Source organism: Variovorax sp. W2I14, from assembly GCF_050435205.1.
Lineage (GTDB): Bacteria > Pseudomonadota > Gammaproteobacteria > Burkholderiales > Burkholderiaceae_C > Variovorax > Variovorax paradoxus_C.
Map to the genome: position 1 here is coordinate 5,930,079 of NZ_JBNDJX010000001.1, position 20,714 is coordinate 5,950,792.

General features: G+C 66.7%; 15 protein-coding genes, 1 tRNA gene and 1 pseudogene. 9 read left to right on the forward strand and 8 right to left on the reverse strand.

Features of this window, described 5'->3' with window-relative positions; genetic code table 11:
- Positions 1 to 154: 154 nt before the first annotated feature.
- The 3 genes from QF040_RS27765 to QF040_RS27775 are packed head-to-tail and all read left to right on the forward strand — an operon-like array spanning position 155 to position 2,248.
- Complete coding sequence (locus QF040_RS27765) at positions 155 to 607, forward strand: YybH family protein (RefSeq protein WP_013543846.1); 453 nt, start codon at positions 155 to 157, stop codon at positions 605 to 607.
- A gap of 50 nt (positions 608 to 657) precedes the next feature.
- Positions 658 to 1,680: a YheT family hydrolase gene (locus QF040_RS27770; RefSeq protein WP_429614700.1), complete on the forward strand. Its 1,023-nt coding sequence runs from the start codon at positions 658 to 660 to the stop codon at positions 1,678 to 1,680.
- A gap of 4 nt (positions 1,681 to 1,684) precedes the next feature.
- Positions 1,685 to 2,248, forward strand: coding sequence for a DUF2946 family protein (locus QF040_RS27775; RefSeq protein WP_429613658.1), 564 nt, complete (start codon positions 1,685 to 1,687; stop codon positions 2,246 to 2,248).
- 64 nt (positions 2,249 to 2,312) lie between these two features.
- On the opposite strand, the gene QF040_RS27780 is transcribed toward QF040_RS27775, so the two are convergent.
- The 4 genes from QF040_RS27780 to QF040_RS27795 form a co-directional block, all read right to left on the reverse strand.
- Positions 2,313 to 2,957 carry a c-type cytochrome gene (locus tag QF040_RS27780; protein ID WP_429613659.1) on the reverse strand — a complete coding sequence of 215 codons (645 nt, stop codon included), beginning with the start codon at positions 2,955 to 2,957 and terminating at the stop codon, positions 2,313 to 2,315.
- Positions 2,958 to 3,073: 116 nt separating this feature from the next.
- A complete protein-coding gene (locus tag QF040_RS27785) occupies positions 3,074 to 4,495 on the reverse strand; it encodes an efflux transporter outer membrane subunit (RefSeq protein WP_306882594.1) in 1,422 nt (473 codons plus the stop codon).
- On the reverse strand, positions 4,488 to 7,652 hold the full coding sequence (locus QF040_RS27790; RefSeq protein ID WP_429613660.1) for an efflux RND transporter permease subunit: 3,165 nt from the start codon (positions 7,650 to 7,652) through the stop codon (positions 4,488 to 4,490). Before QF040_RS27790 ends, QF040_RS27785 begins: the two co-directional genes overlap by 8 nt.
- A gap of 16 nt (positions 7,653 to 7,668) precedes the next feature.
- The gene (locus QF040_RS27795) at positions 7,669 to 9,009 is read right to left on the reverse strand and encodes an efflux RND transporter periplasmic adaptor subunit (RefSeq protein ID WP_429613661.1); all 1,341 of its coding nucleotides are present in this window, start codon (positions 9,007 to 9,009) and stop codon (positions 7,669 to 7,671) included.
- 206 nt (positions 9,010 to 9,215) lie between these two features.
- Here QF040_RS27795 and QF040_RS27800 point away from each other — a divergent pair, with 206 nt between their 5' ends.
- The 4 genes from QF040_RS27800 to QF040_RS27815 all read left to right on the forward strand — a co-directional run bounded on the left by QF040_RS27800 (position 9,216) and on the right by QF040_RS27815 (position 13,070).
- A complete protein-coding gene (locus QF040_RS27800) occupies positions 9,216 to 9,857 on the forward strand; it encodes a TetR family transcriptional regulator (protein WP_429613662.1) in 642 nt (213 codons plus the stop codon).
- A 42-nt stretch (positions 9,858 to 9,899) separates the two neighbouring features.
- Positions 9,900 to 9,974: transfer RNA gene (locus QF040_RS27805), tRNA-Arg, on the forward strand.
- A 179-nt stretch (positions 9,975 to 10,153) separates the two neighbouring features.
- Positions 10,154 to 11,368 carry a tyrosine-type recombinase/integrase gene (locus tag QF040_RS27810; RefSeq protein ID WP_429613663.1) on the forward strand — a complete coding sequence of 405 codons (1,215 nt, stop codon included), beginning with the start codon at positions 10,154 to 10,156 and terminating at the stop codon, positions 11,366 to 11,368.
- Between the two features lie 574 nt (positions 11,369 to 11,942).
- On the forward strand, positions 11,943 to 13,070 hold the full coding sequence (locus QF040_RS27815) for a YihY/virulence factor BrkB family protein (protein ID WP_429613664.1): 1,128 nt from the start codon (positions 11,943 to 11,945) through the stop codon (positions 13,068 to 13,070).
- A 79-nt stretch (positions 13,071 to 13,149) separates the two neighbouring features.
- Here QF040_RS27815 and QF040_RS27820 read toward each other — a convergent pair.
- The 4 genes and pseudogenes from QF040_RS27820 to QF040_RS27835 all read right to left on the reverse strand — a co-directional run.
- A pseudogene (locus tag QF040_RS27820) lies at positions 13,150 to 13,395 on the reverse strand (alcohol dehydrogenase catalytic domain-containing protein); the annotation flags it as partial.
- A 494-nt stretch (positions 13,396 to 13,889) separates the two neighbouring features.
- Positions 13,890 to 15,515 carry a chaperonin GroEL gene (gene groL / locus QF040_RS27825; protein WP_429610486.1) on the reverse strand — a complete coding sequence of 542 codons (1,626 nt, stop codon included), beginning with the start codon at positions 15,513 to 15,515 and terminating at the stop codon, positions 13,890 to 13,892.
- A 65-nt stretch (positions 15,516 to 15,580) separates the two neighbouring features.
- Positions 15,581 to 15,901 (reverse strand): co-chaperone GroES, encoded by a 321-nt coding sequence (locus QF040_RS27830; protein WP_307613184.1) that lies wholly within the window; start codon positions 15,899 to 15,901, stop codon positions 15,581 to 15,583.
- 172 nt (positions 15,902 to 16,073) lie between these two features.
- Positions 16,074 to 16,733 carry a diguanylate cyclase gene (locus QF040_RS27835; RefSeq protein ID WP_429613665.1) on the reverse strand — a complete coding sequence of 220 codons (660 nt, stop codon included), beginning with the start codon at positions 16,731 to 16,733 and terminating at the stop codon, positions 16,074 to 16,076.
- Between the two features lie 191 nt (positions 16,734 to 16,924).
- On the opposite strand from QF040_RS27835, the gene QF040_RS27840 reads away from it, so the two are divergent.
- Together QF040_RS27840 and QF040_RS27845 are read left to right on the forward strand one after the other, a co-directional pair.
- Complete coding sequence (locus tag QF040_RS27840; protein ID WP_429614701.1) at positions 16,925 to 18,013, forward strand: glycosyltransferase family 4 protein; 1,089 nt, start codon at positions 16,925 to 16,927, stop codon at positions 18,011 to 18,013.
- On the forward strand, positions 18,010 to 20,157 hold the full coding sequence (locus QF040_RS27845) for an amylo-alpha-1,6-glucosidase (protein ID WP_429613666.1): 2,148 nt from the start codon (positions 18,010 to 18,012) through the stop codon (positions 20,155 to 20,157). The genes QF040_RS27840 and QF040_RS27845 overlap by 4 nt, the downstream gene beginning before the upstream one ends.
- Positions 20,158 to 20,714 lie beyond the last annotated feature (557 nt).

Below are 20,714 nucleotides of genomic sequence, written 5' to 3' on the forward strand. Positions count from 1 at the left end.
TTTCATATCAATGAGTTAGGCTTTTCTGGTGCTTGGGTTTTGACCAATTGGTCCAAAGTGGAGCAGGCGAACCGGAAAAATTGCGGCGGCGCGGTGCAAGCCTCGCCAAAGCGGTGCAGCGTCGGCGTCACGAACGGCGCGGCAAAATCACGCCATGCCCAAGACCCCACACCGCACCGCCGCGGCCATCGGCGGCACCGCCGATGACGTCGAAGCGGCTTTCTACGAAGCGCTGCAGCGCGGCGACATCGATGCGCTGATGGCCTGCTGGGCCGATGAGGACGAGGTTTTCTGCGTGCACCCTGGCGGCCCGCGGCTGGTGGGCGCCGTGGCGATCCGCGCCGCGTTCGAGCAGATGTTCGGCAACGGCGCGATCCACGCCATGCCGGCGCGGGTGCGCAAGATCGAGTCGCTCGCGAGCGCGGTGCACAACGTGCTCGAGCGCATCGAGGTGCTCACCGCCGAAGGCCCGCGCCATGCGTTCGTGCTGGCCACCAACGTCTATCACAAGACCGCGCAGGGCTGGCGCATGGTGGCGCACCACGCGAGCCCGGGCAGCGCGCGGGAGCCCGACGACGCGAACGATCCGCCCCAGACCCTGCATTGATGTCTTCCGCCGATTCCTTCTCTTCTTCTTTCTCCTCGCTTCGATCGTCGATGGGCTACGTGGCGCCGCGCTGGCTGCCCGGCGGCAACCTGCAGACCATCTGGGCCGCGCTCTATGCGCGCCGCTTCGACGGCACGGCGCCCGCGTACCGCCGCGAGCGCTGGAACGCGCCCGACGGGGATTTCATCGACGTCGATTTCATCGATGCGCCGCTGCCGGGCCCACGGCCGCTGCTGGTGCTGTTCCACGGGCTCGAGGGCTCGTCGCGCAGCCACTATGCGGAGGCCTTCGCGGCGTTCGCGGCCGAGCAGGGCATGGCCTTTGCCGTGCCGCACTTCCGAGGCTGCAGCGGCGAGCTGAACCTTGCGCCGCGCGCCTACCACTCGGGCGACTACGAAGAGATCGGCTGGATCTTGAAGCGCATGCACGACCAGCACACGCTGCGCGGCGGCGGCCCGGTGCTGGCGGCGGGCGTCTCGCTGGGCGGCAATGCGCTCTTGCGCTGGGCCTGCGAGGCGGGCGACGCGGCGCGTGAATCGGTCAGCGCCGTGGCTTCGGTCTGCGCGCCGCTCGACCTCGCCGCGGGCGGCGAGGCGATCGGCCGGGGCTTCAACAAGCTGGTCTACACGCGCATGTTCCTCGCGACCATGAAGCCCAAGGCGATGGCCAAGCTCGCACAGTTCCCGGGCCTGTTCGACCGCGACCGGCTGCTGGCCGCGCGCGACCTCTACACCTTCGACGACGTGTTCACCGCGCCGCTGCACGGCTTTCGCAACACCGACGACTACTGGGCGCGGGGTTCGTCCAAGCCGCACCTGGGCCAGATCCGCGTGCCCACGCTGGTGGTGAACGCGCTCAACGATCCGTTCATTCCGGCCCGCAGCCTGCCGGGGCCGGGCGAGGTCGGGCGGCATGTGACGCTGTGGCAGCCGGCGCACGGCGGGCACGTCGGCTTTCCGCTGGGCCTGCCGCCGGGGCATGTGCGCGGAATGCCGGAGCGCGTGGGCAACTGGCTGCAGGTACACGGCGGCGTTTTGGCTGACGCTTCACCAGCGCAGCCGGCAGGAGAATGAATTCATGGACGACATCGTCAAGCAAGCGCTCGCCAAATGGCCCAATGTGCCGCACTGCTACGGCTGGCTGGGGCTTGATGCGCGCGGCAACTGGTACATGCGCGACGACCGCACGCAAGCCGAGGGGCCGTTCGTGCAGGCCAAGGGCTCGATGCTGCGGCACGACAAGCTGATCGACTTCATCCATCGCAACTACGAGCACGACGACGAAGGGCAGTGGTTCTTCCAGAACGGGCCGCAGCGTGTGTATGTCGAACTGGAAGCTGCGCCGCTGGTGTGGCGCGTGGCCGACGAAGGCGGTGGCAGGTTCACCGTCACGGCCCATACCGGGCAGGCAGTCGACGTCTCGGGCTGCCTGCTCGACGAGGCCGGGCGGCTCTATCTGGTCGCGCCGATCGGGCTCGGGCTGGTGCACACGCAGGACGTGGGGATCGCGGCCGAAGCCATCGAACAGGGCCTGTGGACGCCCGAGACGATGCAGGCCAGCGAACTGCCGCAGCGCTTCGGTCACGTCATGAGCCCGGCGCAGCGCCATGCCGGGGCCGCTGCGGCGCTATCAAAACAGTAGTCCAGGCGCCGATCGCCCACAAAAAAGCCGGCGCTGAGCCGGCTTTTCTTTGGGACGAAGCGGATTACTTGGCCGGTGCTGCTGCAGCCGTCGAAGCCGCGGCTGCAGGTGCCGAGGCGGCAGGCGCCGCACCCGAAGCACCTTCTGCGGGCGCTGCGGCCGCCGGACGCTCGGGCACCGGGAACTTGGCGCCGCCGGCATTGGCCATGTAGACCACCGCGCGGCCGATTTCGAGGTCTTCGAAGTCGCCGCCGCCCTGGGGAGGCATCGCGCCCTTGCCCTTGAGCGCATGTTCCAGCAGCGTTGCATAGCCCTGGCCGATGCGGGGGCCCCAGGCTGCAGCGTCGTTCAGGTGAGGAGCGCCGGGGATGCCCGGTGCGCCGTGGCAGGCCACGCACTGGGCCTTGAACACGGCCTCGCCAGCGGTGAGCGGGCGGTTGGCATCGCGGATCTCGATGGCGCCGACTTTCTTGAGGCGCTCGGCCACTTCCTTGTCGCGCGATTCCTTCGACACGCCGTAGAGCGCCATGTTGTCGCCCTCCGCGGTGCCGGCGGGCTTGGTGCCCGAGACCACGTAGGCGACAAGCCCCACGATGATCAGGATCGGTGCAATGAAGGAGAAAAATACCGCGAGCAGCAGTTGCTTCGGGTTCTTGATGGGGCCGGTATGGGCTTCTTCTGTGGCCTGGTAGTGCGGGTCTGCGCTCATGGCGTCCTCAATAACGGGGGCTCGTCGGGGGGCTTTTTCTAGATCAACCGACGATTATAGAGAGGCCCCTCGCCCCAGCGGGCGATTGGCCTCCCGATATCGGGCGCGCAGGCGCCTCAACCCTTGTCGCGCGTTGCCCAGCCGCCACCCAGCGTCTTGTACAGCGTGACCTGGTTCTGCAATTGCAGGAGCCGCGCGTTGACCGCCAGTTGCTGCGCCGTGAACAGCGAGCGCTGCGCATCGAGCAGGTCGAGCGCGCTGGCGATGCCGTTGCGATAGCGCAGATCGGAGAGCTTGAAGCGCACCGCTTCCGCCGTGGCCTGCGCGCGCTGTGCCCGCACCTCTTCACCCAGGGTGGCGCGGCCGGCCAGCGCGTCCGCCACTTCGCGGAACGCGGTCTGGATCGACTTCTCGTACTGCGCGACCGCGATCTCGCGTCCGGCCTTGGACGATTGCAGCGTGGCCCAGTTGCGGCCCGCATCGAAGATCGGCAGCGTGACCGTGGGCGCGAACGACCAGGCCTTGGAGCCGCGGTCGAACAGGCCCGAGAACTCGCTGCTCGCGGTGCCGATGCCGCTGGTCAGCGACACGCGCGGGAAGAAGTTCGCGCGCGCCGCACCGATGTTGGCGTTGGCGGCAATCAATTGCTGCTCGGCCGCGCGGATGTCGGGCCGCTCGATCAGCATGTCCGAGGGCAGGCCCGCGGGCACATCGGGCATCGGCTTGATGCCGTCCAGGCCCTTGGCGCCGCCCGAGAGGGCGTCCGCCGGCACCGGCGCGCCCAGCAGCAGGGCGAGCGCGTTCTCGTCCTGCATGCGCGCGCGCTGCTGTTGCGCGTAGGTGGCGCGGGCACTTTCCGCGGCCGTGTTGGCGGCCTGGAAGTCGATTTCGGACGACACGCCGTTGTCGAAGCGCAGCTTGGCAAGGCGCACAGACTCCTCGCGCGTGACCATCGTCTGGCGCGTGATCTCCAGCAACTCGTCGTCGGCCATCAGCGTGATCCAGCCGGTGGCGACCGAGGCGATCAGGCTGATCTGCGCGGCCTTGCGCGTTTCTTCTGTGGCGAGGTACTGCGACAGTGCCTGGTCCTTCAGCGCGCGGATGCGGCCGAAGAAGTCGAGCTCCCAGGCGGTGAAGCCGAAGTTCACGCTGTACTGCGACGACACGCTGCCCACGCTGCTGTCGAATGCCTGGAAGCTGTTCGGGCTCGAGCGCGAGCCGCTGCCCGTGAGGCCCAGTGCCGGGAACAGCGCCGAGCGCTCTATCTGGAACTGCGCGCGCGCCTGCTCGATGTTGAGCACCGACACGCGCAGGTCCCGGTTGTTCGCCAGGGCGGTCTGGATCAGGCCCGCCAGGCGCGGGTCGGTGAAGAAGTCCTGCCACGGCAGGGCCGCGGCCGCCTGGCCGGCCGGTTGCGACGGGTCACCGGGGAAGGTGGTCGGCACCGGCGCGGCGGGGCGCTCGTAGGTCGGGATCAGCGAGCAGCCCGCCAGCAGCATCGCTGCGGCCAGGGCCGTGGGAATCAGTTTCTTAGTCATGCTTGGGTTCCTCCACGATGCCGGCGGCTTCCGCATGCCGCTTGTCGGCTTCCCGCTGGCGCGCACTGCCCTTGAACAGGGTGCGCACGACCACGAAGAACACCGGCACGAAAATCACGGCGAGAGCTGTACCGGTCACCATGCCGCCGAGCACGCCGGTGCCGATGGCGCGCTGGCTGGCCGAACCGGCGCCCGAGGCGATCACCAGCGGCACCACGCCGAGGCCGAAGGCCAGCGAGGTCATCACGATCGGGCGGAAACGCAGGTGGGCCGCGGCCAGCGCCGATTCAACGATGCCCTTGCCCTGCGCCTGCAGGTCCTTGGCGAACTCGATGATCAGAATCGCGTTCTTCGCCGAGAGGCCGATGATCGTGATCAGCCCCACCTGGAAGTACACGTCGTTCGAATAGGCGCGCAGCATCGTTGCCAGCAGCACGCCCAGCACGCCCAGCGGCACCACCAGAATCACCGCCAGCGGAATCGACCAGCTCTCGTACAGCGCGGCCAGGCAGAGGAACACCGCCAGGATCGCGAAGCCGTACAGGATGATGGCCTGCGAACCCGCGAGCTTTTCTTCACGCGACTGGCCGGTCCATTCGAAGCCGAAGCCTTGCGGCAGCTGGCTGGCGAGCTTTTCCATCTCGGCCATCGCGGCACCCGTGCTGAAGCCCGCGGCGGCGTCGCCGCTGATGCGGATCGCGGGGTAGCCGTTGTAGCGCACCGTCTGCGTGGCGCCCGTGACCCACTTGGTGGTCGCGAAGGCCGACAGCGGCACCGGCTGGCCCTGCGTGTTGCTGGCGTTCAGCTTGAGCAGGTCGTCCGGCTGCATGCGGGCGGGCGCATCGGCCTGCACCACCACGCGCTGCAGGCGGCCGCGGTTCGGGAAGTCGTTGATATAGCTCGAACCCAGGCCCGTCGAGAGCGTCGCATTGATCGCGTCGAAGCTCACGCCCAGGGCGTTGGCCTTGTCGCGGTCGATGTCGATCTGCAGCTGCGGCGCGTCTTCCAGGCCGTCGGGGCGAACCTGCGACAGGATCTTGCTCTGCCCGGCCATGCCCAGCAGCTGGTTGCGTGCGTTGATCAGCGCCTCATGGCCTGCGCCGGAACGGTCTTGCAGCCGGAAGCTGAAGCCGCTGGCGTTGCCCAGTTCGGGAATGGGCGGCGGGCTCAACGGGTAGATGAAGGCGTCGCGGATGCCCGAGAGCGCACCGAAGGCACGGCCGGCCAGCGCGCTGGCCGAGTGGGCCGGGTCCTTGCGTTCTTCCCAGTCCTTCAGCGTCACGAAGGCAAGGCCCGCGTTCTGGCCCTGGCCCGAGAAGCTGAAGCCCATCACGCCGACCATGCTCTGCACTTCAGGCTGCTTCAGGATGAAGCCCTCGACCTGCTGCATGACCGACAGCGCACGCTCCTGCGTGGCGCCCGGGGGCAGCTGCACGTTCACGATGATGTTGCCCTGGTCTTCCTGCGGCAGGAACGAGCTCGGCAGGTGCGTGTAGGTGTAGGCCACCGCGCCGATGATCGCCACGTAGATGATCAGGTAGCGCGCGGCGCGGCGCAGGATGCGCGCGACCAGGCTTTCGTAGCCCTTGGCCGTGCGCGAGAAGCCGCGGTTGAACCAGCCGAAGAAGCCGCGCTTCTCGTGGTGGTGGCCGGCTTCCACGGGCTTGAGCAGCGTGGCGCACAGGGCGGGCGTGAGCGACAGCGCCATGAAGGCCGAGAAGGCGATCGAGGTCACCATCACCGCCGAGAACTGGCGGTAGATGTTGCCGGTCGAACCCGCGAAGAACGCGAGCGGCACGAACACCGAGATCAGCACCACCGTCACGCCGATGATGGCGCCGGAGATCTGCTTCATGGCCTTGCGCGTGGCTTCGAGCGGCGACAGCCCCTCCTCGCTCATGATGCGTTCGACGTTCTCGACCACCACGATGGCATCGTCCACCACGATGCCGATCACCAGCACCATGCCGAACATGGTCAGCACGTTGATCGAGAAACCGAGCGCAAGCAGCGAGGCAAACGTGCCCAGCAGCGCGATCGGCACCACGATGGTCGGAATGATCGTGTAGCGCCAGTTCTGCAGGAACAGGAACATCACCACGAACACCAGCGCCACGGCTTCCAGCAGCGTCTTGACCACTTCGGTGATCGAGATCTGCACGAAGCGCGAGCTGTCGTACGGAATGTCCCACTTCACACCCTGCGGGAAGAAGCGCGCGAGCTCGGTCATCTTGGCGCGGATCGCCTTGGCCGACTGCAGCGCGTTGCCGTTCGGGGTCGGCTGGACGCCGATACCGACCGCCGGCACACCGTTCAGGCGCGCCGAGGTGGCGTACGACTGGCCGCCGAGTTCGACGCGTGCCACGTCCTTCAGCCGCACGGTCGAGCCGTCGGTGTTGGCGCGCAGCACGATGTCCTTGAACTGCTCCACGTTGGCGAGCTGGCCGTTCACGACCACGGTGGCCGCGATGGCCTGGCCGGGAATGTTGGGCAGGTCGCCGATGGTGCCCGAGGACACCTGGGCGTTCTGTGCGCGGATCGCATTGTTGACGTCGGTGGCCGACAGATTGAAGCCCTGCAGCTTTGCCGGGTCGATCCAGATGCGCATCGCGTTCTCGGAGCCGAACAGCTGGGCCTGGCCCACCCCGACGACGCGCTGCAGCTCGGGCACGACGTTGCGTGCCGCGTAATCGCCGAGCGCCACCGGGTCGAGGTCCGGGTTGTCCGAGGACAGCATCACGAACATCAGGAAGTTGTTGCGCGACTTGTCGACGCGCACGCCCTGCTGCGTCACGGCGGCCGGCAGGCGCGGCGTCGCGCGCGACAGCCGGTTCTGCACGTCCACCTGTGCGAGGTCGTCGTTGGTGCCGGCCTCGAAGCTGATCGTGATGGTGCCGGTGCCGTCGGCCTGGGCCACCGATTCCATGTAGATCAGGCCCGGCGAGCCGTTCATTTCACGTTCGATGACGGACAGCACGCTGTCCTCGAGCGTCTGGGCCGAGGCGCCGGGGTAGGCGACGTTGATCACGATGGCCGGAGGGGCCACCGGCGGGTACTGCGAGATCGGCAGCTGGGTGATTGCCACGCCGCCCATCACCAGGATGAACAGCGCGATCACCCAGGCGAAGATCGGGCGGTCGATAAAGAATTTGGCCATGCGGGCGCGCTCCTAATTACTTCTTCTCGGCCGGGGCGGAAGCCTGGCCGTTCGCGGCGGGGGCTGCCGCGGGCGCTGCGGCTGGGGCCGCTGCAGCCGGCGCGGCTGCGGGGGCGGCGCCGGGCGCGGGTGCCGCAGGGGCCGGTGCTGCGTTCGGGTCCGGCTTCTTCCAGGGCACGGCCTTCACGGGCGTTCCGGGCGGCATCATCTGCAGCTTCTGGAAGCCGTCGACCATCACCTGTTCGCCGGCCTTCAGGCCGTCCAGCACCACCCACTGGTTGTCCTTGGCGGCGCTGATCTTCACGGTGCGCTTGCTGATCTTGCCGTCCTTGTCGACCACCGAGACGGTGTCGCCCTGCTGGGTGCGGGTGACGGCCTGCTGCGGCAGCGTGATCGCATTGCTGGCCTGGGCCTGCTCCAGCTTCACGCGCACATAGAGACCCGGCAGCAACTCGCCCTTGGGGTTTGGCACTTCGGCGCGCAGCGTGACCTGGCCGGTGGTCGAATCCACCGTGAGGTCGGAGAACAGCAGCTTGCCGGGCAGCGGGTAGTCGGTGCCGTCTTCCAGCACGACGCTCACGCTGGCGGCTTCTTCGCCGCCCGCGCGCTTGTACTGGCCGGCGGCCAGCGCGCGGCGCAGCTTCAGCACGTCGGAGGCCGACTGCGTGAAGTTCACGTACACCGGGTTGATCTGCTGCACGACGGCCAGCTCGGTGGCGTCGCCCTGGCCCACCAGCGCGCCTTCGGTCACGAGGGCGCGGCCGATGCGGCCGGCGATGGGCGAGGTCACGTCGGCATAGCCGAGGTTGATCTTGGCGGTCTGCACCGCGGCGCGGCCGGCGGCAACGTCGGCTTCGGCGGTTTTTTGCGAAGCGACGGCGTTCGCGTATTCCTGCTTGCTGACCGCATTGGCTTCGACCAGCGGCTTGTAGCGGTCGGCCAGGGCCTTGGCCTGCACGGCGTTGGCTTCGGCGCGGGCCAGCGTGGCCTGGGCGTTCTGCGAAGCGGCCACCAGCGGTGCCGGGTCGATGCGGAACAGGAGCTGGCCTGCCTTCACGTCGCTGCCTTCGCGAAATTCGCGTTTGAGCAGGATGCCCGACGCGCGGGCGCGGACCTGGGCGATGCGCGAGGCCTCCAGGCGGCCCGGCAGTTCGGTCACGAGGCCGACATCGGTCGGTGTGGCAACGACCACGCCCACTTCGGGCGCCGGCGGGTGGCCACCGCCACCACCTGCGCCGCCGGGACCGGCGGGCGCATCGCCCTTGCCGCAGCCCGCGAGGACCAACAGGACAACGGCGGCCACGGTCGCGAGACGCGGCGAAAAGGACGATGGGCGCGAGACATGCAGGAGAGGCATGCGATTCCTTTGAAGCGAAGACGGGAGATGGCGTGTTCGCAAGGCGAACAGGAAGACAGCATAAACAGCCGGGCCATCGGGGAAGCCCGGTAGTTTACATACATTCATGGATGTATAGTGACTCCATTAATGGCCCCACGATACGCAAGGGGCGTTCGCTTTACAAATCAGGAGACTTGGTGGCACGTCGTACGAAGGAAGAGGCAATGGCTACGCGGAATCGGTTGCTCGACGCCGCGGAGCTGCTGTTTCAGGCGCAAGGCGTCTCGCAGACCTCGCTGCAGCAGATCGCGCAGCAGGCCGGTGCAACGCGCGGCGCCATCTATTGGCACTTCAAGGACAAGGCCGACCTCTTCAACGCCATGATGGAGCGCGTCATCCTGCCGCTGGAGGCCGCGCCCAAGAGCGACGCCTCGGCCGGCAGCGACGATCCCCTGGTCGAGATCGAGGAAGGCATGGTCCACGCGCTGACCCTCATGACCACCGACCCGCAGGTGCGCCGCGTGTTCGACGTCGCCACCCACAAGGTCGAATACACGCACGACATGGCCTCGGTGCAGCAGCGCCATCTCGATGCGCGCAATGCCTGCGTGGTCGACTTCGAAAAAGCCCTGCGGCTGGCCGCGCGCCGCGCCCACGTCAAGCTGCCGGTGCCCGGCCATGTGGCGGCGCAGGGCATGCATGCGCTGATCAGCGGCCTCATCCAGAACTGGCTGCTCGACCCGACCGCCTTCGACCTCGTGCCTACCGGGCGGCGCACCTTCCGCGTCTATCTGGCGGGGCTCGGGTTCGAGCGTCCGGCGATCGGCACGATGGTTGCGCACGAGGCTGAAACCGCTGTTGCCTGATAGGCGATAATCTCTGGCTCCGGACGTTTCCGGACCTATCCTCTCGCTGTATTTCAACGGATAGAATTCGGCCCTCCGAAGGCTGAGATCCAGGTTCGATTCCTGGCGGCGGGACCAGATCCTCATTTCAAGGCATCTCACACCACCTCAAAACCCGCTCGCTTCATAGGCGCAGCGGGTTTTTCTTTGCCTCAGCGCTTCGCAGCCCGTAGCATCCCATGTCGGTACTTTGTCGGTACTTCTGTCGGTATCCCGCAGAGGGCGGAAATCGAGGTACCGACAACCGAGGATGACTGATGGCGCTGACAGACACGTTCGTGAAGCAGGTGAAGCACAAGGGCTCGGTGATCGGCGAGCGCTACGCCGATGGTGGCGGCATGTACCTGAGGGTCAAGGCCGCCGGCAAGTACTGGCGCTTGGACTATCGGATCAGTGGGAAGCCTCAGACGCTGGCGCTCGGTGTCTACCCTGAGGTGTCACTGGCGAAGGCCCGCCAACGCCGCGATAAGGCCCGTGAGCAACTGGCTGATGGCATCAACCCCAGCGAGGCCAAGCGCGAAGAAAAGCTGACCAAGGCGAACGCCGCGGCCAACACCTTCGAGGCGGTCGCCAGAGAGTGGCTCGATAAAACCTCGAACAAGCGCGCAGACGCGACGCAAGCGAAAGTCACCAACTGGTTGGAAAAGGATGTTTTTCCTGGCATCGGCCGGATGCCGGTTGCTGACCTCAAGGCCAGGGACGTGCTGGACAAGGTGGCCCGCAAGATGGAAGCCCGTGGCATCCACGAGAGCGCCCATCGCATCGTTCAAATCTGCTCGCAGGTGCTGCGCTTCGCCGTGGCAACAGGGCTCGTCGATCGCGACGTAACGGCCGACCTGCGCGGTGCTCTGGTGTCAGTCAACACGACTCACTATGCCGCCATCACCGAACCCAAACAGGTAGGGCAGCTCATGCGCGCCGTTGCCGGCTACGCTGGACACCCTACGACTGCAGCGGCGCTGAGGCTCTCTCCGCTGGTGTTTTTGCGACCTGGCGAACTGCGCGCGGCCGAGTGGGCGGAAATCGACCTCAACGCGGCTGAGTGGCGCATCCCGGGTGCAAGGATGAAGATGGGGGTTGAGCATCTGGTGCCGCTTTCTCGTCAAGCCGTCGAGATACTGAAGGCCGTTCAGCCGATTACGGGCCATGGCCGCTTCGTGTTTCCATCGATTCGCACCGGAGAGCGCTGCATGAGCGAGAACACCATCAATGCCGCTTTGCGCGGCATGGGCTATGGATCGGACGTGATGACTGCCCACGGCTTCCGCGCCATGGCGCGTACGATCTTGGATGAAGTGTTGGGCGAGCGCGTTGACCTCATCGAGCACCAACTGGCCCATGCGGTGAAGGATGCCAACGGACGCGCCTACAACCGCACGGCGCACCTACCGGCGCGAAAGGAAATGATGCAACGATGGGCTGACTATCTCGATGGCCTCCGCGGCGAGTCAACGGGTGGAGCGGTCAAATGACCGAACGCAGTCTGTTGGTTGCCGCCGAAAATTGACCCGGTCAGAGCAGTAAGGGGGTACGGAAAAAACTTGGACTGGTTTTATGCCGCAAGTCCAAGGCTCACCCGGTATTCGATAGGGCTGAGAGAGCACCAGCGGATGTACGAGTCGACCGCCTCGCGTCCGCCCCCCCCGGGGGGTCAGAGGTCGGCAGAATTCAACAGAGACGCTCTTGACCCCCATTGATAGGGCAGGTTGCAGCCGATGGTCCCGGCAAGCGTCGTAGCTTCGGGGATTGCAGGTTATTGAGCGCATCGTGCGCGGCCTCTCCGCCTGCCTTCTTGCAGGGCCGTCCTTGCCGGATGCGCACGAGCAACGAGCCAGGCGACGAATCCGGTGAGGATGGTGCAGATGATTCCCATGCTTCGTCGATTTGAGACATCGGGCGGTGAATCGGAGCTGCAGCCGGAGCTGGAAGCAGCGGGGCGAACTCATCGCCGCGATGGGCGCGCTTTCCGCCTACCGCTGCGTGCGCAGTTGACGGATGGTCGACGACATAGGCTGCGCAAAACTGGCGCCGTACTCGGAGCCTGCCGTGACCGCCTCAACTCTCAAGCCGAATTCCATGCAGCTTTATCGCCTGTGCAGGGACGCTGTGACGGCATGGATCGACGACTTCGCGCCGAGCATGGGTGCAGCAATCTCCTACTACACCATGTTCTCGCTGGCGCCGTTGCTGGTGATCGTCATCGCGGTGGCGGGAGCCTTGTTCAGCGCCGAGGCGGTGCAGGGGCAGATTGCGGCTCAGCTCTCCGGGCTGATTGGCGAGGAGGGCGCGCTCGCTGTCCAAGGGCTTGTCAAAAGCGCGAGCGAACCTTCTAGAGGGCTCATCGCCGGCGGAATCAGCATTTTCGTTCTGGTCCTGGGCGCCACCACGGTCTTTGCCGAACTCCAGAGTGCGCTCGACCGCATCTGGCATGTGCCGGAGCGGGTCAAGCCCAAGGGGGTATGGGGCATCTTGCGCGCGCGCGTGCTGTCGTTCGGCTTGATCCTCGGGCTTGCGTTCCTGCTGATGGTCTCGCTCATCGTCAGCGCCGGCCTGGCGGCCATGGGCAGTTGGAGCATGGGCTTGTTTCCGGGTTGGGAAACCTTGCTCCAGGGACTCAATGTCCTGGTTTCGTTGGGCATCCTGACCCTGCTGTTCGCGATGATCTTCAAGTTCATGCCAAGCGCGCCCATCCGCTGGCATGACGTCTGGATCGGCGCCATCGTGACCGCCGTGCTTTTTGAGGTCGGAAAGGTTCTGATCGGGCTCTATCTTGGGAAGAGTGGTGTCAACGAATCGTTTGCTGCGGCCGGCTCCCTGGTGGTGTTGCTGGCATGGGTGTACTACGCCGCACAGATTTTTTTGCTGGGCGCCGAGTTCACCAAGGTCTATGCCACCGCCCATGGTTCGGTGGCCGCTGCCAAGGCGCAGGCTGCTACGGATTCGGCTGCTTTGCAAGCCGAAAAAGGGACCGACTCCACCGTCCATGTGACGTCGGAGGTCGGGAAGCAACAACGGATGATCGAGGCTCAAACGCACAAGGCCAAGACCGCATTAATGCAGCAGATCATCGAGTTCGCCATCGTCAGTCTTGTAAGCGCGTTCCTGGCGCGGATGAGCCGCAATCGTGAGAAGCATGCGAAGTTGCGACAGCGCGGTCCGCTGCGACCGAGGTAGCCGTTTCGGTGAGCCCCGCCGTGTCATTGAGTGCGGGGCTAAGTTCTCGCGCCAGCTCTAAAAAATGCCTCGTGCCTTTTCAAGAAGCCTCAGCGGCCTGCCGAGGAGCCAGCGACGGCGGAGCCGAGAAGCTGCAGCTGCACCATGCCAGGCTCGTCAGGCGCTGTTCGCTGCATGTTGTTGTGGCACACACGCAGCTTCGGCGAGGCGCTGCATCAGCGCGCTCATGGCAGTGGGCGCAGGCCATGGTGGAAGGCACGACCACACGGTCGCCCACCTTCAGCCGCTTCACGCCCTTGCCGGTTTTCTCCACGCTGCCCATGAATTTGTGAGCGGGAGGTTACCGGACTCCATGTCCGGAATCTGCCTCGGAAAATGTACAAGTCGGACCTGCAGATGGCCGTAGCGATGACGCGCAGCTGCACATCGTTCTCCTGCCCAGTAACGCACCCACGAAGCGCGACTTCCAGTCCACGTGGCCACCCTCGTCGGCCCGGCCCAGGTCCAGCGCAGGACAAGGGCACTGCACGCCAGCTCAAGCGCGACATCGACATCGACAGCGTGAGCGTCGGTCCGCGCGCGACGCTGGAGGTGTATGAACACGCCGTGTGCAAGGACCGCACCGTGCGCTTCGAACCAAACAGCCGCGAAGGCGGCCTGGTGCGCAAGCTCGGCTCCGGCGGTCGCATCGAGGCGTTGAAGCTGTCCTGCTCCTGCTCCTGCTCCTGCTCCTGCCCCTTGGCGCGACGCGCCGGCGTGGCATGGCAAGGCGCGCGGCGCACCGGGATCCCGATGCGCCGTGGCCCGCCATGCCCGGACTCAGAAGTCCATGCCGCCGCCTGCCGGAACCGCAGGCGCCTTCTGCGGCTTCGGCAGTTCCGCGACCGTCGCGTCCGTCGTGAGGATCAACCCCGCGATCGACGCGGCGTTCTGCAGCGCGGTACGCGTCACCTTGGTCGGATCGACCACGCCGAGCTCGACCAGGTCGCCGTATTCGCCGGTGGCTGCGTCGTACCCGTGGTTGCCCTTGCCTTCGAGCACCTTGGCCACCACCACCGAAGGCTCCACGCCCGCGTTCGCGACGATGGCGCGCAGCGGCGCTTCGAGCGCACGCAGCGCGATGCGGATGCCGGCCTCCTGGTCGGTATTGGCGCCCTTGAGTCCGGAGATCGCGGCACGCGCGCGCAGCAGCGCCACGCCGCCGCCGGGCACGATGCCTTCGGCCACCGCCGCACGCGTGGCATGCAGCGCGTCGTCGACGCGGTCCTTCTTCTCCTTCATCTCGACCTCGGTGGCCGCGCCCACGCGGATCACCGCCACGCCGCCCGCGAGCTTGGCAACGCGCTCCTGCAGCTTCTCGCGGTCGTAGTCGCTGGTGGCCTGCTCGATCTGGGCCTGGATCGACTTCACGCGCGCATCGATGCGCTTCTGGTCGCCGCCGCCGTCGATGATGATGGTGTTCTCCTTCTGCACCTCGATGCGCTTGGCGCTGCCAAGATCGTCGAGCGTGGCCTTGTCCAACTGCTTGCCGGTTTCCTCGGAGATCACCGTGGCGCCGGTGAGCACCGCGATGTCCTCAAGCATGGCCTTGCGGCGGTCGCCGAAGCCCGGCGCCTTCACGGCCGCGACCTTGAGCACACCGCGCATCGAGTTCACCACCAGCGTCGCGAGCGCCTCGCCCTCGACCTCCTCGGCCACGATCAAGAGCGGCTTGCCGGCCTTGGCGGCGGCCTCGAGCACCGGCAGCAGCTCGCGGATGTTGGAGATCTTCTTGTCGTGCAGCAGCACGAGCGGATCTTCCAGGTGCGCCACCTGCTTCTCGGGGTCGTTGATGAAGTACGGGCTCAGGTAGCCGCGGTCGAACTGCATGCCCTCGACCACGTCGAGTTCGTTGTCGAGCGACTTGCCGTCTTCCACGGTGATCACGCCTTCCTTGCCGACCTTCTCCATCGCGTCAGCAATGATCTTGCCGATGGCTTCGTCCGAATTGGCGGACAGCGCGGCCACCTGCGCGATTTCCTTGCCGGTAGAGATGGGCTTGGAGAGCTTGTGCAGCTCGTCCAGGACGGCGGCCGTGGCCTTGTCGATGCCGCGCTTGAGGTCCATCGGGTTCATGCCCGAGGCCACGTGCTTCATGCCCTCCTGAACGATGGCTTGCGCAAGCACCGTGGCGGTGGTGGTGCCGTCGCCCGCGACGTCGGCCGTCTTGGAGGCGACCTGCTTGACGATCTGCGCACCCATGTTCTCGAACTTGTCGGCGAGCTCGATTTCCTTGGCGACCGACACGCCGTCTTTCGTGATGACCGGCGCGCCGTAGCTGCGCTCGAGCAGCACGTTGCGGCCCTTCGGACCCAGGGTCACTTTCACCGCATCGGCAAGGATGTTCACGCCCGCGACGATGCGCTGGCGGGCGTTGTCATGAAACTGGACGTCTTTGGCAGTCATTTCGAGATTGCTCCTTCTTCTTCACTCATCGGTTGTCTGTCTGTAGCGGACGATGCGCGGGCGTGTCAGGCGACGCGCTTGAGGTTGCCGCGCTCGCCGCTGTCGATCACGGCAAGGACGTCGTCCTCGCGCAGCACCAGCAGCTCCTCGTCGTCCACCTTGACCGTCTGGCCCGCGTACTTGCCGAAGAGCACCTGGTCGCCCGCCTTCAGATGCAGGGGGCGCAGCGTGCCGTCCGCGAGCAGCTTGCCTTGGCCGGTGGAGACCACCTCGCCCTGCTCGGGCTTCTCGGCGGCCGAATCCGGAATCACGATGCCGGACGCCGTCTTGCGCTGCTGTTCGATTCGCTTGACGATCACCCGGTCGTAGAGAGGATGAAGTTTCATGTTCGATCTCCTGTGCGATAAGGTCATCAAAAAGAGAACCCGCGCCACCCGCCGGCGGCGCGATCGGTTCGTTTCCTTTTGCCGGCTTGCAAGCGCCAGCGGGCGAGAGCTATGGGCTTCGGCGCGCGCCTTCAAGAGGCTGCGAACACGATTTTTTTTGTGACTGTTTTTTTCAGCTGCGACGAAGCTGCAATCCGCTTGCGCGGCCGAGCCGGTAGACGGTACGCTGGGGCTCAGTTTCCCGCGGCGGCCCGGCAACCACTGGGCAAGGCAACGTCCGGCCGCCGGTGCTGTCGAGGGTTTCGTCGGAGCCGTCATGCACTGCAGACCAGATGCCGCACTTGCGCGGCCTGAAGAGCCAGCGCACATAGCCGCGCCGGCCGGCCTCGCGCAGCATCTCTTCACGGTCGGGCGCCTCCGCCATCGTGTGGTCGCCTTGCGCCGGCTCGTCGCCGCCCAAGTCACCATTCACGTAGCCGAAGGCCCGCAGCGCCTCGCTCACCTCGGTCGCCGGCACGCCCAGCCGCCACCACGCGGGGCGCACCACGCGCTCCAGGTCCCACGCGCCGAGCTGCCATGCCGCTTCGAGCAGCGCGTTCTCCAGCCCATCGAGCCGCTCGCCCGACATGTCCAGGCGCGCCATCGACTGGGCCACAGGCCGCGGCGGCAGGTCCACGCCGGGAATCTTCAACGGCGTGCGCCGCAGGAAGCCATGCCAATGAAGGGACAGGAGCGCCGCATCGTCGCGCCTCGCCACGCGGGTCACCGTGACCGCATAGAGCGGCAGGCGCATCGCGGCCGCATGGCCTGCAATGGTTTCGAAAAGGTTCATTCGCACCTCCACAAATGAAAGGAGAACAACGTCGGCCAAAAAGGATTTGAGCGTTCGGCAGCGCCGCGGTTTCCATGGCGGGCCCTGTTGAAAAATTCGCGCCCGCCGCTACATTCCGGCCGGAAGCCCTGTCTTCCATCTTCGCCCTCATCCTTGTTTATTCATTCCCTTTCGAGGAGATTGTCTTGACGATGAAGATCGCGCAGATCGCGCCTCTCTACGAAGCCGTGCCTCCGCGGCTCTACGGCGGCACCGAGCGTGTCGTCGCACACCTTGCCAACGCACTGGTGGATCTCGGCCACGAGGTCACCCTCTTCGCTTCCGCCGACACCCGCACCCGCGCCGAGCTCGCGCCGATGCGCGCGCAGGCGCTGCGCCTGGACCCGGCACCGCTGAAGTCGGACCTCGCCAGCCACCTGCACATGCTGGGCGAACTGAAGCGCCGCGCACACGAATTCGACGTGCTGCACTTTCATGTCGACCTGCTGCACTTTCCCTTCTTCGAGGACATGGCGCACCGCACGCTCACCACGCTGCACGGCCGCCTGGACATCGCGGACCTGCCGGTGGTCTACCGACGGTGGAACCGCTATCCGCTGGTTTCGATTTCGCGCCACCAGCGCAAGCCCATTCCATTCGCCAGCTGGCTCGCGACCGTGCCTCACGGCCTGGACGAATCGGCCTACCGCTTCGAGCCGCGCAGCGGCGGCTATCTCGCGTTCCTCGGACGCATCTCACCAGAGAAGCGGCCCGACCGCGCCATCGAGATCGCCCGCAGGGCGGGGATGCCGCTGAAGATCGCGGCCAAGGTGGATGCGGCGGACGCCAACTACTTCGAGCAGGTGATCCGGCCGCTGCTGCAGGGCGACCCGTCCATCGAGTTCGTGGGCGAGATCGGCGACGCCGAGAAGTCGGCGTTTCTCGGCGGCGCCCGCGCGCTGCTGTTTCCGATCGACTGGCCGGAGCCCTTCGGGCTGGTGATGATCGAGGCCATGGCCTGCGGCACACCGGTGATCGGCTGGCGCTGCGGCTCGGTGCCCGAGGTCATCGACGAGGGCACGAGCGGCCTCATCGTGGACGACATGTCGCAGGCCGTTGACGCGGTGCATGCCATCGACCGGCTCGACCGGCGCCGCGTGCGGGACGCCTTCGAGCGCCGCTTCTCGGCACGCGCGATGGCCAGCGCCTACGTAGCGCAGTACCGCCGGCTCCTCGGCCAGGACGACGGCAGCGCCGCCGTGTCGGCGGAAGCGCTCTGCAGCGAGCTCGCATCAGCATGAGCAGCGAGACACCCGCAACCGACCAGGCCGAAGCGGCGCCGGAACGCGCGGTCCAGCATGCCTTCGTGCTGAAGGAGGCCGACACCTACATCGTGATAGACGGTCACGGCGACGTCGGCGGCGGCGTCGATGGCCTGTTCCATCACGACACCCGCATGCTCTCGGCCTTCGTGCTGCGGCTGAGCGGAACCCGGCCCTCGCTGCTGTCCAGCGGCGTGAGCCGCGACAACGTCTACTTCACTGCCAACCTCACCAACCGGCCGCTGCCGGTGCTCGGCTCGACGTCGACCCCGCAGGGCGTGATCCACCTGGAGCGCAAGCGTTTCCTGTGGGGCGCGCGGATGTTCGAGCGGCTGCGGCTCGTCAACTACAGCGACCAGCCCGCGCGCGCACCGCTGAGCCTGCGCTTCGCCGCGGACTTCCGCGACATGTTCGAAGTGCGCGGCCAGGTGCGCCCGCAGCGCGGCGAATTCGGCACGCCCGAGCTCGGCGCGCGGGGCATCGTGCTGCGCTATCGCGGCCTGGACGCCGTGCTGCGCAGCGCATGCATCGATTTCTCCGAACCGCCGCAGCGCCTGGATGCGGACGGCGCGGCGTTCGAGGTCACGCTTGCCGCACGCGGCGCATGGACGCTCTACATCGAGGTGGGCACCGAACCCGCGGCGGCCGGGGCCGAGCGCTTTCGCGAGGCGGGCGTGCTGGCGCGCTGGCGCATGCGCGCGCGCCAGCGCCGCGGCTCGCGCCTGCTGGCATCGGGGCGCTTGTTCCAGAGCTGGCTCGAGCGCTCTCGCGCCGACCTGGCGCTGCTCACCACCGACATGGCCACGGGGCCGTACCCCTACGCGGGCATCCCGTGGTTCTCGACGCCGTTCGGACGGGACGCCATCGTCACGGCTTTCCAGACGCTCTGGATCGATCCGATGCTGGCGCTCGGCGTGCTCAAGTTCCTTGCCGCGCGGCAGGCGCACCAGACCTCGAGCTTTCGCGACGCCGAGCCCGGAAAAATCATGCACGAGACGCGTAAGGGCGAGATGGCGGCGGTCGACGAACTGCCCTTCGGCCAGTACTACGGCGGCGTCGACACCACGCCGCTCTTCGTGGCGCTGGCCGGCGCCTACATGCAGCGCACCGGCGACGGCGCGGCCATCGAGGGCATCTGGCCCGCGCTCGTCGCGGCCTGCGAATGGATGGAGCGCAGCATGGCGCGGCATCCCGGCGGGCTGCTGGCCTATCAGCGCGGCGAGCGCAGCGGACTGGCGAACCAGGGCTGGAAAGACAGCCACGATTCCATCTTCCACGCCGACGGCCGCTCGCCCGAAGGCCCGATCGCGCTGGTCGAGGTGCAGGGCTACGCCGCCGCGGCCTTCCTGGCAATGGCGAGCCTGGCGGAACTGCGCGGCGACGACCGTGCGGTGCACTGGCGCCAGCGGTCGGCAGAGGTGGCCGAGGCGGTCGAGCGCCAGTTCTGGCTGCCGGAGCAGCAGTTCTATGCGCTCGCGGTCGACGGCGAGAACCGGCCCTGCGCGGTGCGCTCGTCGAACGCGGGGCACCTGCTGTTCGCTGGCGTGCCGACACCCGGGCGCGCGACTGCGGTCACGCGGCAGCTGCTGTCGCCGGCCTTCGAATCGGGCTGGGGCATCCGCACGCTGCCGCTGGAGGCTGTGCGCTTCAATCCGATGTCCTATCACAACGGCTCGGTCTGGCCGCACGACGTGGCCCTGTGCGCCGCGGGCATGGCGCACTACGGCGAGCGCGACGGCGTGGTGCGCATCCTGGACAACCTGTTCGAGGCGGCGGCGCATTTCGGTATGCGGCTGCCCGAGCTCTTCTGCGGATTCGAACGGCAGCCGGGCCAGGGCCCCGTGGCTTACCCCGTGGCCTGCCTGCCGCAGGCCTGGGCGGCGGGCTCGGCGTTCATGCTGCTGCAGGCCTGCCTCGGCCTGCGCGTGGACGGCATCCGCCGCGAGCTGGAAATCGTGCATCCCCGCCTGCCGACGGACATCGACCATCTGCGCCTGCTGGACCTGCAGGTGGGCGACGGCCGCGTGAATCTGCACTTCCAGCGCATCGAGGAAGGGCGGGTCGTCGTGGTGGCGCGCAGCCGGCCGGACGGGCCGGCGGTCAACGTGAGACTGCAGGTGTAGCGGCGATCTCCCGAGAGGCGAGTCGCCGGAGTGGACCCGAGGGTCGGCGGCGGGTCACTCGCGCATCAAGGCCGGGCAAGCCTGCGAGGAGGGATGTGGGCCAGTCGATTAGTTGATCGGTTCTTGAGGAGACTGTTTGTGCGGGAAAGCCCCGAATACCAGCTTTGGAGAGAAGCAGAACTGCGTGCAAGGAATGCGGAAAAGGATCTGCTCGATTGCATCCGAAATGGCTCTGCAGAGAGTCAGCGCAGCTCAGCGGCGCAAGTCCGCGCTTTGCGTTCTCTCGCTAGCGAACGCCTGAAGCTCCTGCTTGCTTGCACTAAAAGAAGGCCTTGACCAGCGCGGCCGCGGCGCTCACTGCGATCGTTACAAGTGGGCCGCAGAGCGGGCGAGCTAGCGGTGGAGACAGTGCAAGATTTTGGAGGTGAATCCGCAATACACGCCGGTGTGCGATTCGGAATCGCGTTCTTGGTCTATGTGTTTCGCCCTCACGGCCAAGTTCAAGGGTCACGCGATTGGCGAGCCAAGGAGGTGCCGAGGAGGTTCAAAATACTTTC